Annotated in this window: 13 protein-coding genes and 2 tRNA genes; 2 read left to right on the forward strand and 13 right to left on the reverse strand. The window is 51.4% G+C overall.

Annotated features, from left to right (window positions below; all coding sequences use genetic code 11):
* Positions 1 to 111: 111 nt before the first annotated feature.
* From def to ACTOVJ_RS04440, 6 genes are all read right to left on the reverse strand, one after another.
* A complete protein-coding gene (gene def, locus ACTOVJ_RS04415) occupies positions 112 to 600 on the reverse strand; it encodes a peptide deformylase (RefSeq protein WP_449501879.1) in 489 nt (162 codons plus the stop codon).
* A 73-nt stretch (positions 601 to 673) separates the two neighbouring features.
* A tRNA-Asn gene (locus tag ACTOVJ_RS04420) sits at positions 674 to 745 on the reverse strand.
* A gap of 92 nt (positions 746 to 837) precedes the next feature.
* On the reverse strand, positions 838 to 1,344 hold the full coding sequence (locus ACTOVJ_RS04425) for a hypothetical protein (protein ID WP_449501878.1): 507 nt from the start codon (positions 1,342 to 1,344) through the stop codon (positions 838 to 840).
* Positions 1,344 to 1,583 carry a hypothetical protein gene (locus tag ACTOVJ_RS04430; protein ID WP_449504082.1) on the reverse strand — a complete coding sequence of 80 codons (240 nt, stop codon included), beginning with the start codon at positions 1,581 to 1,583 and terminating at the stop codon, positions 1,344 to 1,346. Before ACTOVJ_RS04430 ends, ACTOVJ_RS04425 begins: the two co-directional genes overlap by 1 nt.
* Positions 1,584 to 1,615: 32 nt before the next feature.
* On the reverse strand, positions 1,616 to 2,413 hold the full coding sequence (locus tag ACTOVJ_RS04435; RefSeq protein WP_449504083.1) for a PKD domain-containing protein: 798 nt from the start codon (positions 2,411 to 2,413) through the stop codon (positions 1,616 to 1,618).
* On the reverse strand, positions 2,410 to 3,006 hold the full coding sequence (locus tag ACTOVJ_RS04440; protein WP_449501875.1) for a hypothetical protein: 597 nt from the start codon (positions 3,004 to 3,006) through the stop codon (positions 2,410 to 2,412). Before ACTOVJ_RS04440 ends, ACTOVJ_RS04435 begins: the two co-directional genes overlap by 4 nt.
* A gap of 90 nt (positions 3,007 to 3,096) precedes the next feature.
* Between ACTOVJ_RS04440 and ybaK the strand changes: the two genes are divergently transcribed.
* The gene (ybaK, locus tag ACTOVJ_RS04445; RefSeq protein ID WP_449501874.1) at positions 3,097 to 3,591 is read left to right on the forward strand and encodes a Cys-tRNA(Pro) deacylase; all 495 of its coding nucleotides are present in this window, start codon (positions 3,097 to 3,099) and stop codon (positions 3,589 to 3,591) included.
* Here the strand turns inward: ybaK and ACTOVJ_RS04450 are convergent.
* The 4 genes from ACTOVJ_RS04450 to ACTOVJ_RS04465 all read right to left on the reverse strand — a co-directional run bounded on the left by ACTOVJ_RS04450 (position 3,588) and on the right by ACTOVJ_RS04465 (position 8,008).
* The gene (locus tag ACTOVJ_RS04450; RefSeq protein ID WP_449504084.1) at positions 3,588 to 4,451 is read right to left on the reverse strand and encodes a hypothetical protein; all 864 of its coding nucleotides are present in this window, start codon (positions 4,449 to 4,451) and stop codon (positions 3,588 to 3,590) included. The genes ybaK and ACTOVJ_RS04450 overlap by 4 nt on opposite strands.
* A 110-nt stretch (positions 4,452 to 4,561) precedes the next feature.
* Positions 4,562 to 4,635: transfer RNA gene (locus tag ACTOVJ_RS04455), tRNA-Ile, on the reverse strand.
* Positions 4,636 to 4,735: 100 nt separating this feature from the next.
* Positions 4,736 to 6,694 carry a DNA primase gene (gene dnaG / locus ACTOVJ_RS04460; protein WP_449504085.1) on the reverse strand — a complete coding sequence of 653 codons (1,959 nt, stop codon included), beginning with the start codon at positions 6,692 to 6,694 and terminating at the stop codon, positions 4,736 to 4,738.
* 69 nt (positions 6,695 to 6,763) lie between these two features.
* Entirely contained in the window at positions 6,764 to 8,008 is a 1,245-nt protein-coding gene (locus tag ACTOVJ_RS04465) for a deoxyguanosinetriphosphate triphosphohydrolase (protein WP_449501871.1), read from the reverse strand.
* Between the two features lie 57 nt (positions 8,009 to 8,065).
* On the opposite strand from ACTOVJ_RS04465, the gene ACTOVJ_RS04470 reads away from it, so the two are divergent.
* On the forward strand, positions 8,066 to 9,025 hold the full coding sequence (locus tag ACTOVJ_RS04470) for a hypothetical protein (RefSeq protein ID WP_449502853.1): 960 nt from the start codon (positions 8,066 to 8,068) through the stop codon (positions 9,023 to 9,025).
* On the opposite strand, the gene dusB is transcribed toward ACTOVJ_RS04470, so the two are convergent.
* Genes dusB through ACTOVJ_RS04485 form a run of 3 tightly spaced genes read right to left on the reverse strand, consistent with a single transcriptional unit; the run spans position 9,026 to position 12,947 of the window.
* Positions 9,026 to 10,240, reverse strand: coding sequence for a tRNA dihydrouridine synthase DusB (gene dusB, locus ACTOVJ_RS04475; RefSeq protein ID WP_449504086.1), 1,215 nt, complete (start codon positions 10,238 to 10,240; stop codon positions 9,026 to 9,028).
* On the reverse strand, positions 10,240 to 11,541 hold the full coding sequence (locus ACTOVJ_RS04480; RefSeq protein ID WP_449504087.1) for a YibE/F family protein: 1,302 nt from the start codon (positions 11,539 to 11,541) through the stop codon (positions 10,240 to 10,242). Before ACTOVJ_RS04480 ends, dusB begins: the two co-directional genes overlap by 1 nt.
* Positions 11,542 to 11,552: 11 nt before the next feature.
* Positions 11,553 to 12,947, reverse strand: a complete 1,395-nt coding sequence (locus ACTOVJ_RS04485) for a glycine--tRNA ligase (protein ID WP_449501867.1) — start codon at positions 12,945 to 12,947, stop codon at positions 11,553 to 11,555.
* Positions 12,948 to 12,969 lie beyond the last annotated feature (22 nt).

The following is a 12,969-nucleotide window of genomic DNA, read 5'->3' on the forward strand; positions in this document are numbered from 1 at the left end:
GGCGCAGATCCTCGCTGTCGCACTAGACGCGTAACATCATGACCATCTTGTGATGGATCTCATTAGCCAGGTATTAACCGATGAAGCCCGATGCTCCAGCCAGAAAAATTCTCATGAGAACTTTCTGATTTCCGCCAACGCTTTCTTCCGAGTCTTTCGATCGAGACGATCAATATAGAGGTGACCGTCAAGGTGATCTACTTCATGCTGGATAAGGCGTCCCCAGATTTCTTCGCCTTCAATCACGACCTTGTTACCATCGAGATCCATTCCCTCAGCTTTGGCATACCAGGCACGCTCGCACGGGAACCATAATTCAGGAACTGAGAGGCAACCTTCATCACCGTCTTGATACTCGTCAGTGGAGACCTCGACAATTTCAGGGTTCAGGATGTATCCGCGCTCACCATCAATATTCCATGAGAATGCCCGATACGACACGCCAATCTGGTTCGCAGCTAAACCAGCACGGCCAGGTTCATTCACAGTTTCCATGAGATCATCAACCAGCGCTCGAATGCCGGGAGTAATTTCTGTGATCGGTTCACATTTGGTACGCAAAACAGGATCACCAATAATTCGAATATCTCGATAAGCCATGCGACAAGTTTAGCGTCCATAACGGAAGTAACAAAAAGGAAAACCTCGGCAAAGCCGAGGTTTTCCTTTTCTGCTCCCGCGACTGGATTCGAACCAGTGACCGTCCGATTAACAGTCGGATGCTCTACCACTGAGCTACGCGGGATCGCAACGAGTAATACTTTAGCAACTTTTTAACCGGATAACAAAATGGGCAATCGGGACTTTTTGGCTTAAATACGCCACATGTGTCGCACATCACTCTAGAGGGTTTTGGGCAAGCGGCAAACCGACAGCCTCGCGTAGTTCATTTTCCAGGTCATCCAACGCATTGGTATCACTTGCTTGTGCCTGGCCGCGGGTCAGAATTTCGGTGAAAAGTTCCTCATTGCCTTTTCGACGCACCTGCCCTCGGGCAACACTTCCGCTTGGAAGATCTTTGACAACCTGATAGATCACAGATCTGTCGATACGCTCACGAACCATTGTCACAACGCTATGATTCGAACCGTCGACAAATTGGAAACTGAGCGGGGCATCTTGTCCACGCTCAGTCAGAACAAGGACAAGCTCTAACGTATCCTCATTCCAGCGCCCATATTCGAAGTCGCTCCACTCAAATACTTCCTGCGATGCCTCGCTCATAATTGCCATCATCGTCGGCCATGCTGCGATCCACCGTCCATCTGCTAATGGGGCAGCCGACGTTGGCCTCTGCGGAAAAACATTTTCAACAAACGAAGGAAAACTTTCACGTCTGAACATCACGCCACCTGCCAGTTCTGTACATAAGAGATCGAGGAGCTTGTGTGCGAGTGCTTTTCCGATATTGCTCGACCAGAGAAGAAACCAAAAATTAGCGTGACTACTGCAAGCACCCCAAAAATAGTGAAGATAAGGCGCTGTTGTTTTTTAAATTTCGCGGCGTCCTCTTCCGATAAATTTTCTTTTGCTTGACGATACTGTTCTCGAAGATTCTTCGGTGGGGTTGGCTCACTGCTCATTTATCTCTCCTTGTCAGTCGATATTTCCCACCTTACCGTGTCTCATCACCACGAGTGAGGACAGCCTCCGCTTCCGTCACACGCAATGTTTTCCCCTGCGCAAGCGTATAGGCGTGAGCATTGAGCCTCCGTACTTCCTCCCCAACACTGACATCGACTAACCATTCAATCTTGACTGACGGCATATAGTTCCCAATCTTCATATAAGGCCAATGTGCGTCTCCCCGAGGCCATGCTCCGCCTGGAGTCCTGGTGGAAAACTGGCGTCCGTCACCAAGGTTCCAGGTATAGGCAATAGGCTGGGCATGTAATCGGACAGAAACCCCGAGAACAGAAACTGTTTTCTCTAGGGCACGCGCGGTTGCAGAAAAGTACACGTCTTTGTTCACCAGTACATTGCGATCGGGCTGCCAGGTAATCTCACCCGGTTGGAGGAACTCCACCACTCGGGCATTGAGATAATGAACCACCTCATCGACACTCGGCATTTTTGCATTCGCAACGCCATCTCCGCACACCGCGCGAATTGTCTCTTCTGGGACTCCATTAATGCGCAATCTCCACGAGCATGAATCTTCATTGCGTCGTTGGACACCGGGGATTGGTGCAAGCGGATTGTTTTCCCACCGGGCATCATGCACTAACTTTTCAAAACGGATCTGCGCTTCTGATTTTGGTCCTAAAGCACGAGAACTCTCTTTACGTGGTATTCCCATTCCCACTGCTTTTCCAAGATTCACGTGGAGAATACGATCCTCTAAGACACTTGCATCCCATTTCGGATTCTCTATATGCAGCCCAATAACCAAAACAATGAGTTCGATCATCATTTAACGTTCGTTCCAAATGCTTGTGGTGTTGCAATTTCCCACGATACGATTTTCATTTGATTGCCGATGACCTTTACAGCGATAGATACTGTATGCGTACTGGCTTTTAACGAATGACTCATGGTCGGTTCATACTCGACGAATGCCGAGCGTTCAACTAAATAGTCGATCCGATAGACATGTTCGTACTCCAGGGAATCAAACACGGCACTTTTCTTCACATCGAATTCAACCTTTGACCATTGCCCAGGTTTTGTCTTTTTAAGTTCGTCACGAGTTTCATCGCAGAAAGTGCATCCTTTAGCTGCAATACCCTCCCACAGTGAGGGATCTCGAGTAGCCATCGTGTAGCTATAAACCTTGAGCGCATAGCGGCCAAACGACTCCAGATCTTGGCGAAGTTCACCTGTCGGAGTGAACTGAGGTTTGTCAACTTTCGGGCGTGGCGGAAGCGTGTACGTCGGCGTCGGCGATGCTTTCGCTGCTGATGAGGGTGCCGCACTCACCGAGGAGGAAGAACCTGCACTAGGTGAGCTCGAACAAGCAGTAGTGACACAAAGCAAACAGATAATAGTGGCAAGTAGACCTTTCATACCTCAACGCTAACAAATCCATTCTTTTCCAACACGAAGTTATCCACAGCTTGTGTCAACGACACGTAAAAAGCGGCCTACAATAAGAGTATGTCCAAGAAGAAAAACGGTGGAACACCTGCAATCGATGTCCTTGTCAACACGTCAACCCCGCATGAGGTCTTCGAATACACCCACTCGCGACAAATGAGCGACGGTTACGCACTCGATACGGCTCAGATCCTCGGAGTTGATCCAGCAACCGTTTTTAAAACCCTTCTTGCACTTGTCGATGGCAAGCCGACGGTCGCCGTCGTCCCAGCCAACCACCGTCTCAATCTCAAGTCACTGGCAAAAGCAACACATGGCAAACGCGCCGAGATGATGGATCCTGCGGTAGCTGAACGTCTGACTGGGTATGTCACGGGCGGAATTTCTCCACTAGGCCAACACAAGAAGCTCCCTACGGTGATCGACGCCGATGCTCAGGAGTTACCGCAAATGATTGTGTCTGGAGGCAAGCGTTCAATCTCCGTCGCAGTCGCTCCAGCTGATCTTGCTTCGCTCACACAAGCAACTTTTGCCCCGATTATTGACCACGCTTAAGGGTGGTTATTCTCCTCGCTGTCGTCTCCAGGTGTAAGAAATGGCTCCTGAAGTAAACTCCGTTGTTCTTCTTCGGCTCGCAGGCGTGCTTCTTCTTCAGCTTGTGCACGCTCAATTTTGTCGATGGCCATCGCTGTGTCCCCAGTAAGCTGATTTATCTGATCAATAGCATCACGAATCTTATTCGCACGATCAGTAATCACCTGCGCATCCTGTCGCGTTTTTCCTGAATCTGAGGTATCTAATTTTTCTGCGTCATCAACGGCTTTCTTGAGGTTCCCATAGGAGCTGTGGACTTGCTCGAATGTTGCAAGTGCAGGTGTGCGTTCAACACGCGTCAGTTGTTCGACAGCACGTGAACGGATCACCGACAAACCAGTTTTCATCGATGTCATCAGACGGCGGGCATCAGAAAGTGCCGATGCTGTCTGAACTGCATCTATCCGCTCAGCAATTTTCGCTACTTGTTGATCAACTGTCTCAACAGCCTGGGTAGTCGCGGTATTCTGGTTTGTCAATTGCTGAAGATCGTTGGCACTCATGCATCGATCCGTAATTCCATTGACGCGTTGCAAAGTATTCTTGGCAGCGATCAGATCCGACGTGATTTGAACAATCCCTGGACCGGCATCAACACTGGCAGCATCTTGCAAGGCGCGATCGGCCTTGCGTACACCCTCAGCCGCCGTTTCTTGCAATTTTGAGGCAAGGGAGATTTGCGTCGAGCAGTCACGAGCAAATTTCCCCGAGTCAGAAAAGAGATAGGCGACGACGGCGGTGCCGACGACGGCCAAGAATAACATCGACGCAGCAAGAGTCTTCGCCATCGATTTTCGTGGCGGTTCTGCCTGCGACGTCATATGATCCCCTCTCTGCGAATTACCCTTCCCAGTTTAACGATCAAACGCTACTGGGATAAAATCCCTCCACCAAATCATAAGCCGGCGCCTCTGACGAGACGCCGGCAATGTGCCCCCACCAGGACTTGAACCCGGGACCAAAGAATTATGAGTTCCCTGCTCTAACCATCTGAGCTATGGGGGCGCGCATGAGATTTTACCCGATGAAAGAATTTTTCCCTATTCGAAGTGGTAGATCTCAGTTCACTTGCTGATTCGGACACCATCGTATCGGATGAAAAGACTCAGTTTTCTTCAACGAAAAGTCGCCGTTGTGCTTCAAGCTCCATTAGTCGATTAAATAGTGCATCTTGTTCTGGAGCATGAGAATCCGTGCGTTGCATCTGCGAACGGACATCTGCAATCTGCCGAGTAATTCCATTACGGATCAAACTCATCATGATCCCCCGCACATAAGGCCATGGATCTTCAACTTCACTTTGTGGCAAAGGTTCGACTGCGAGCTGAATCATCGCACGCCGAACGACGTCGTCGGCATTGCTCGTCACTTGTTCGACAAAATGACCCGCAGCTTTTTTCTCTGCATCGCCTGCAGACATACCTGACTCGACGAGCGAATCTGCATAATTCTTTGCTTGGATTGGTCCGCCTTGAGCACGAATCGCATCGAAAATCACTCGATGCAGCGGAACCTGGAAGGAGGCAGCGGGAAGTTGTCCAGCATTTGCGGCAACAGCAAGAACCGGAAGCTGAACGATGACCTCCAGTGCTTCACGTTCAACGCGTTCGATTGGATCACGCAGAGAACGCCGATCCGCCAGCACAGGAACATGAACATCATCTTCTCGGCTCTCGCCCAGAAGAGGAATGTGGGTATGCGAACGGGAAGCATCATGCACGGCTCCCCGAACCACGTGTTCATCCATTCCTAGCCAGCCGGCAAGTTGTCGCACATATTCACCACGCAACACACGATCGCGAATCGAGTTAAGGACAGGTGCTGCAGCACGCAAACCAGCGGAACGCCCTTCGGCCGTAGAAAGCGGAAATTCCGAAAGAACTGACCGAATAACAAATGCGAAAAGTGGCTCTCGTTCATTCACAAGCTGACGCACTGCTTCGTCGCCGTATTTTATTCGCAAATCGCACGGATCCAAACTTCCAGGAGAAACCGCAACAAAGGTCTGCGCGGCAAAATTCTGATCCTCGTTAAAAGCTCGCATTGCAGCTTTCTGACCAGCGTTATCACCGTCGAAAGTGAAGATCACCTCTCCACCGTATGCTCGCCCACTCGACAAAATGACCCCGGCCGCGGGATTCGCAGAATCCCCCATTAACCTGCGCACAATCTTAACGTGTTCATGTCCAAACGCGGTGCCACATGTGGCAACGGCATTTGTCACACCAGCTAGATGCGCCGCCATCACATCTGTATAGCCTTCGACAACAACGATCCGACGTTCGGTGGCGATCGCTTTCTTTGCAAGGTCGAGACCGTAAAGCACTTGTGACTTCTTGTAGAGCAAAGTCTCAGGAGTATTGAGATACTTCGGGCCGCCATCGTCATCAAGGAGCTTTCGGGCACCGAAACCGATAGTCTCGCCCGTTATCGAACGAATCGGCCACATCACACGACCACGGAAGCGGTCATAGACCCCTCGACTTCCTTGAGTCACTAACCCTGAAGCAGCAATTTCCTTTTCAGTAAAACCGCGCTTCCTGAGTTGAGTGAGCAAACCATCCCATGATTGAGGTGAATATCCTACGCGAAAGTGCGCGATTGCCTCCGGATCGAAATGCCGGGAGGCAAGCATTTCGCGCGCGGGAGCACCATCAGCACTCGATAGCTGCGAGACATAGAAATCTTCAGCCACTCGGTGCGCATCAATGAGGCGAGCACGAGTAATATCGGAGATCCCACGCCGCTGCGCGCTTCCCTCTTCATATTCGAGTTCTACACCTACTTTACGAGCGAGAAATTCAACTGCTTCAACGAAGCTGACGTGTTCAATATTCTCGACAAAAGCGATAGCATCTCCACTTTGTCCGCACCCGAAGCAATGGAAAAATCCCATCTGAGGGCGGACATTGAATGAAGGGGTTTTCTCGTCATGGAAAGGGCACAGCCCCTTTAATGATCCAATTCCAGCAGGCTTAAGCGACACATATTCGCCAATTAATTCATCGATGCGGACGCGCTGGCGCACCTCTTCCAACGAATTCTGTTTGATTAACCCTGCCATATTGCTTATATTAACCGGTCGGGTACTGTGCTGCGGAAGCGGTTCGCTACCTGTGGATTTACCTCCGCATCAGTGGCGCAAAAACCCTACCAATGTTGCATGATATGCTCGCGCAGATTGATCCGTGAGGGAAGCCACTTGATCCACAACAACACGCAAGCGTTCGGCGTCGTTGGAAGCACGTTGATAAGTGTCAAGGAATGGACGTTCAAGATTTTCGGGCGTCTCACTGAAAGCGTCAACAAGATCAAACAGCATCGTGCGCTGCTCGAAGAAAATTGGCTCGTGTTCTCGCGGCGCCATCACATAGTGAACCGCGATCCCCTTGAGGAAAAATATCTCCGCAAGTGTATCGCGCGGAACTACCACGTTCCCCGCATAGCGGATGAGTGGCATGTAGCCGATCTCAGCACGTGTGGCATCTGTAACAGCGGAAACGAATCGTCCAATCAAATCCGATGTCAGATCTTTAAGCTGAGCAAGATCACGAAGCTGGTCATTGAAAGCCTGTGGCCAGCTGGGCAACGCAAAAATACGCTGAGCAGCAGCAGCGAGTTCATCTCCAGAAATCTTCGTCCCATACCAGGCCAAGGTCGATTCAATGACGGCGTCAAGTTCACTGAGACCCTTGGCAACGAAATCTTGCGGAACCATTGCTCGGCGAACAATCGTATCTTCGAGATCATGAACCGAATAGGCGATATCGTCAGAGAGATCCATCATCTGAGCTTCAGCACTCTTCATCTGCCCGTGCTCTTGATGCGCCCATTCAAAGACGGGCACATCATCAGCGTAAGCTCCGAACTTCGGGCTTGCATCCCCCGCTGGACCGCTATGCCGACGCCATGGGTACTTCACAGTGGCGTCGAGAACTGCGCGCGTCAGGTTCAATCCCGCAGGTTCGCCGTCGGCACTGAAGCGCTTCGGTTCAAGACGAGTGAGAATTCGCAACGTTTGTGCATTACCTTCAAATCCGCCAATATCACTGGCAATGACGTCAAGAACTTGTTCGCCGTTGTGCCCAAATGGCGGGTGCCCAAGATCGTGTGCAAGGCAGGCCGTCTCGACGACGTCGGGGTCGGCACCGAAGTTCTTCGCCAACGATCGCCCAACCTGAGCAACTTCAAGTGAGTGGGTCAAGCGTGTTCGAATAAAATCATCAGCTTCCGGCCCAAGAACTTGGGTCTTTGCTCCCAAACGGCGCAGTGCTGAGGAGTGGATTAAACGTGCCCGATCACGCTCAAAATCGCTACGCCACGGGCTTTTCGGTTCCTCTGGGACAAATCGCGCCAAATCGTTCGAAGAGTAGTTCACAGCTCTACTTTAGCCGCTCGCCGTGTCACAATAGTGGAGGTTAGGGAAAGGTCAGCAATGTCATCTAGTTATACAGTGATCTACACGCGCCCGCGAAACGCACTCGATCTCCAACGGAATGTGTGGTTCCGCGCCTCGCACCGACAGCTGACAAATGATCCTGAGAAGTTTATTGAGCGCGCTGCCCGCCTCGGAATCAACACGATCTCCGTTCCGATTGTTGATCTTGACTTGGATCTCGTCAAGCTCGCACGTATGGCTTACAAGCGCGATTTACTTCTCATTGGCCGGGTTGATGCCGACTTCCACAGTGACAACGAAATCCTCGATGCACTCGAGTATTGGAAAGCGACTTCTTCGATCGGTATCGGACTCGATGCTGGATATTCCACAGAGCCAACATTGATGTTCGAGCGCCTCGTCTCTCTCGCTCAGCAAACCGGAATTGATGAAGGCTTCCTTTCGGTTGGCTTGATCACCAATGAGGGCGGCCCTTTTCACCCTCCTGTACCGAAAAATTACGTTCCAATCGCGCGTCTGCCTTATATGAAGGATCCGCTCACTCCTGAGAATATTGTCGAACTGCTTCACGAATCGTTGAGGTTCTTCAGTGAATCAGGCATGGTTCCGTCATGGATGATCACAAATTCGTCCATTACCTCAGCGTCGGGGCGACTCACCGACGCCGCTGTTGCGTTGATTTTCCTTGCGCTCCCGGGAATTGCTAACTTCGAACAGGGCGTGATTTCACGTAGTCCATCAACACGCCACACCCTCCGCCTGCGTCAGAGCGCTCATCTTCCTCAAGGAAATCTCGCAGTCGATGATTCACGAGCAGGGAAAGGAATCATATCACTGTTCAATACCAACATTGAGGTCATGATTAACTTCGGTTGGGATAACGTTGAAGTGCATCGTCAGCGAGTCGTCATGTCCTCGCGTATTGAGCTTCCTTCCGCAGGTGACGATCAACACCTTATTCTCCCTCCCGGCGACGTGGTGTGGATGACAGTGTAATTACCCACCCGAGATACCGATCTCTGCCTCGTGAATTCGTTCGCGTTGAGCATCTGAAAGGAAGTGCGATTCCAACCATTGATCCGGCAAATGCGCTTTCTTCGCGTGTCCAGTGCGGCCACGCTTACCTTTCGCGTCGTCTGGATAAGGTTGGGAGAGATTCAATGAGGACAGAATTTCTCCGAGTTGATCGTAGGATTCGACGAGGGCAAGCCTTTGCCGAATATCGCCACCCGCCGAGTAGCCCTTGAGATACCAACCAATGTGCTTACGCATTTCGCGCATCGCACGCATTTCACCGCCAAAGTGATCAATCGACAATTGAGCGTGACGCATGATGACATCAGCAACTTGGCTCAAGGTCGGTGCATAACGTGCAGATGATCCATTGAGCGCAGCCACCAAATCGAAGAACAACCACGGACGCCCCTGGCAGCCACGGCCAACAACCACACCATCAGCACCAGTCATTTCCAACATTGCCAGTGCATCTTCTGCTTCGAAGACATCACCATTGCCGAAGACTGGGAGATCAGTCATCTCTTTCAATTGGGAAATCCGCTCCCAATGCGCACTACCCGAATAATGCTCGACAGTGGTTCGAGCATGAAGCGTCAGCGCATCCAATCCGACTCGCTTCGAAATTTGGGCGACTTCCTCGAAAGTTTCGTGATTCGCATCGATTCCGATACGGAACTTTGTGGTGACAGGAATACGATGTCCACGCTTCTTTGCTCCCGCCGTCGCGCCCTCACGTACTGCTCGGATGATGGCTTCATAGAGATCAAATTTCCATGGCAAAGCGGAGCCCCCGCCCTTGCGAGTGACTTTCGGAACCGGACACCCAAAATTCATATCGATATGGTCTGCCCAATCTTCAGCGACAAGGATTCGTGCCGCTTCGTACATTGCCTTCGGCTCGACACCATAGAGCTGGATCGATCGCACAGGATCGCCGGGATCAGGCTGAATCATCATCATGGTTTCGGCGTTACGCTCAACAAGAGCACGCGCGGTGATCATTTCACAGACGTACAGACCTGTGGGTGCAACAGTTCCGTCTGTCCGTTCTCCAGATTCGACGTTGAGTCCAGCAGCGCGTGCCCCTGCCTCACCAAATTCACGGCACAGCTGACGAAACGGCGGATTTGTGACGCCGGCCATGGGTGCGAGCATGATGTTTGTGCCCAAGGTGACATCTTGGAGTTGAATCATCAGTGTTTTCCTTCTGGTGTGTCGAGGACACGGAGCTGATCGACAGCAGTGTCCGAAGCAGGAATATTCCCATCGGCGTCATTGGCAACGCGGGCAACACCGCGTGCAACGCGTGTTCTCCCCGGTGCAATAGGTGCCAGAATAGCCGCCAACGCCGTCGTCAATGGGATGGCAAGAACAAGTCCGATCGAGGCAACCAGTGTACGAATAATTTCTTCAGCCACTTGCGCAATCGTTAAGAGATCAAGAACCGATCGATCGATAAGAGAAGCAGCCATGAAGAGCGGGAGTGCAGTTCCCACATAGGCAAATGCCAGAGTATAGACAGTCGACGCGATATGGTCACGCCCCACCGCCATTGCACCTTTCATTACTTGGCCACGTCCAGCCCGTGGATTAGCATTGTGTAGCTCCCAAACAGTTGAGACTTGTGTAATCGTCACGTCATTCAAAGCGCCGAGTCCGGCAAGGATAATTCCGCACAAGAGAATCTGATTCATTTTTAGCCCGGGAACTTGAGTCAAAAGTGCAATTGACTCTTCAGTAGCTGTTCCCGACATTGACGCCCACCGGATCATCCATGCGGCAATTCCACCCGTGATGACCAAGCCCACAAATGTTCCAACTACAGCGGTTGTGGTGCGAATCGAAATTCCGTGAGCCAAATAGATCGACGCAAACATCATCGCGCCAGCACCGGCAAGTACCACGAATAAAGGTGAGGATCCGTTTATCAATGCTGGGAGCATAAAGAATGCGACCACTGCTAACGAACAAGCCAGACCAATAATCGCTGCTAGTCCCTTCCGCCCGGCAACTGCAAGAACGACAGCAAGATAGACAGCCAGAAGAACCCCGAGCGGAACGGTTCTCACTGTGTCCATATAAATATAGGGCGTACCCCCCTCCAACCCTGAGGGCTGAAACAACACCTTGATGTGGGTACCGACGCTAATGCCATTGAGCGCAATATCAAAAGGAACTTGAATCGGTACTTGTGCCCCGTCAACCATTGCTGTCACTTTGATTTGACCGAGATCATCAGGTTTCTGCGCGATCGATGTCACTTCAGCAATCTTTTGCGATGTTGTCGAGGAAGTGAGCGGCACTGAGCCGATTTTACTTGTTCCACTCGGCCACAAAAGTACCATTCCGACAGCGATTGCGATCGCAATCGGAATCACAATTGCAGCAAGAATTGCGCGAACACGACGTCGATCACGGCTTGAAAGTTCGAGATCGACTGTTCCGTGGGAATGCCCGTGCCCGACGAGGGGCATTTCCTCGCCGGGCACGTTCATATGGTAATCCATCAAGCCCCGATGAGCTTTCCAGCGAGGAACGCTTCGACCTCATCCATTGGGATACGGATCTGTTCCATGGTGTCACGGTCACGAATTGTGACAGCGTTGTCTTCAAGAGAGTCAAAGTCAACAGTGATGCAGAAAGGTGTGCCAATCTCATCTTGACGCCGATAGCGACGACCAACAGCACCAGCGTCGTCAAAATCAATGTTCCAGTTCTTGCGTAAGGTTGCCGCAAGTTCCTTTGCTACCGGTGAGAGCTTTTCGGAGCGCGATAGCGGAAGAACTGCCGCCTTCACAGGAGCAAGGCGCGGATCAAGTTTGAGAACAACGCGCTTATCCACTCCGCCCTTTGTATTGGGAGCCTCGTCCTCTGTATAGGCATCGGTCAAGAAAGCCATAAGCGAACGAGTCAGACCAGCGGAAGGCTCGATCACGTACGGCGTGTAACGGTCACCTGTCGCCTGGTCGAAATACTCGAGCTTCTTGCCCGATGACTCCGAATGAGCAGAGAGATCGAAATCAGTGCGGTTAGCAATTCCCTCAAGCTCACCCCAGTCACTTCCCTGGAATCCGAACTTGTACTCAATGTCCACCGTACGCTTCGAATAATGCGAGAGCTTCTCTGTCGGATGCTCGTACAGGCGCAGATTTTCTTCCTTAATTCCGAGATCCTTGTACCAGGCGAGACGCGCATCGATCCAGCTTTGGTGCCAGGCCTCATCTTCACCAGGTTTCACAAAGTACTCAAGCTCCATCTGTTCAAATTCTCGAGTACGGAAAATAAAGTTGCCCGGAGTAATTTCGTTACGGAAGGACTTACCAACCTGACCAATGCCGAATGGTGGCTTCTTGCGTGCAGCAGTGAGCACATTGTTGAAGTTGACAAAGATTCCCTGAGCAGTTTCCGGACGCAGGTAGTGCAGGCCAGCTTCGTCGTCGACCGGGCCAAGGTAGGTCTTGAGCAAACCAGAGAAAGGCTTCGACTCTGTCCACTGACCGCGAGTGCCACAGTTCGGGCACGGCACCTCGGTCATCTCAACATCGGCTTCATCAACACCATGCTTAGCAGCGTAGTTTTCCTTGAGTTCGTCCTCACGAAGACGCTTATGGCATGACTGGCATTCGATGAGGGGATCCGAGAAGGTTGCGACGTGACCAGACGCTACCCACACTTCACGCGGAAGGATAATCGACGAATCAAGGCCAACGACATCTTCACGAGCAGTGACGTTTGCACGCCACCACTGACGCTTGATGTTCTCCTTGAGTTCGACACCAAGCGGGCCGTAGTCCCATGCTGAGCGTGTGCCTCCATAAATATCACCTGCGGGGAAAACGAAACCGCGACGCTTTGCGAGTGAGATGACGTTGTCGAGACGCGATGGAGCCGGTTTGGCCATGCGTTATGCTCCTTTCTTTTCT

The sequence above is a fragment of the Arcanobacterium sp. (ex Cirak et al. 2026) genome (genome assembly GCF_053585065.1).

What these genes read in the sequence shown, in the direction of transcription:
- def (WP_449501879.1), bottom strand. Translation starts at nt 600, where the DNA reads ATGGCTTATCGAGATATTCGAATTATTGGTGATCCTGTTTTGCGTACC.
- ACTOVJ_RS04425 (WP_449501878.1), bottom strand. Translation starts at nt 1,344, where the DNA reads ATGTTCAGACGTGAAAGTTTTCCTTCGTTTGTTGAAAATGTTTTTCCG.
- ACTOVJ_RS04430 (WP_449504082.1), bottom strand. Translation starts at nt 1,583, where the DNA reads ATGAGCAGTGAGCCAACCCCACCGAAGAATCTTCGAGAACAGTATCGT.
- ACTOVJ_RS04435 (WP_449504083.1), bottom strand. Translation starts at nt 2,413, where the DNA reads ATGATGATCGAACTCATTGTTTTGGTTATTGGGCTGCATATAGAGAAT.
- ACTOVJ_RS04440 (WP_449501875.1), bottom strand. Translation starts at nt 3,006, where the DNA reads ATGAAAGGTCTACTTGCCACTATTATCTGTTTGCTTTGTGTCACTACT.
- ybaK (WP_449501874.1), top strand. Translation starts at nt 3,097, where the DNA reads ATGTCCAAGAAGAAAAACGGTGGAACACCTGCAATCGATGTCCTTGTC.
- ACTOVJ_RS04450 (WP_449504084.1), bottom strand. Translation starts at nt 4,451, where the DNA reads ATGACGTCGCAGGCAGAACCGCCACGAAAATCGATGGCGAAGACTCTT.
- dnaG (WP_449504085.1), bottom strand. Translation starts at nt 6,694, where the DNA reads ATGGCAGGGTTAATCAAACAGAATTCGTTGGAAGAGGTGCGCCAGCGC.
- ACTOVJ_RS04470 (WP_449502853.1), top strand. Translation starts at nt 8,066, where the DNA reads ATGTCATCTAGTTATACAGTGATCTACACGCGCCCGCGAAACGCACTC.
- dusB (WP_449504086.1), bottom strand. Translation starts at nt 10,240, where the DNA reads ATGATTCAACTCCAAGATGTCACCTTGGGCACAAACATCATGCTCGCA.
- ACTOVJ_RS04480 (WP_449504087.1), bottom strand. Translation starts at nt 11,541, where the DNA reads ATGAACGTGCCCGGCGAGGAAATGCCCCTCGTCGGGCACGGGCATTCC.
- ACTOVJ_RS04485 (WP_449501867.1), bottom strand. Translation starts at nt 12,947, where the DNA reads ATGGCCAAACCGGCTCCATCGCGTCTCGACAACGTCATCTCACTCGCA.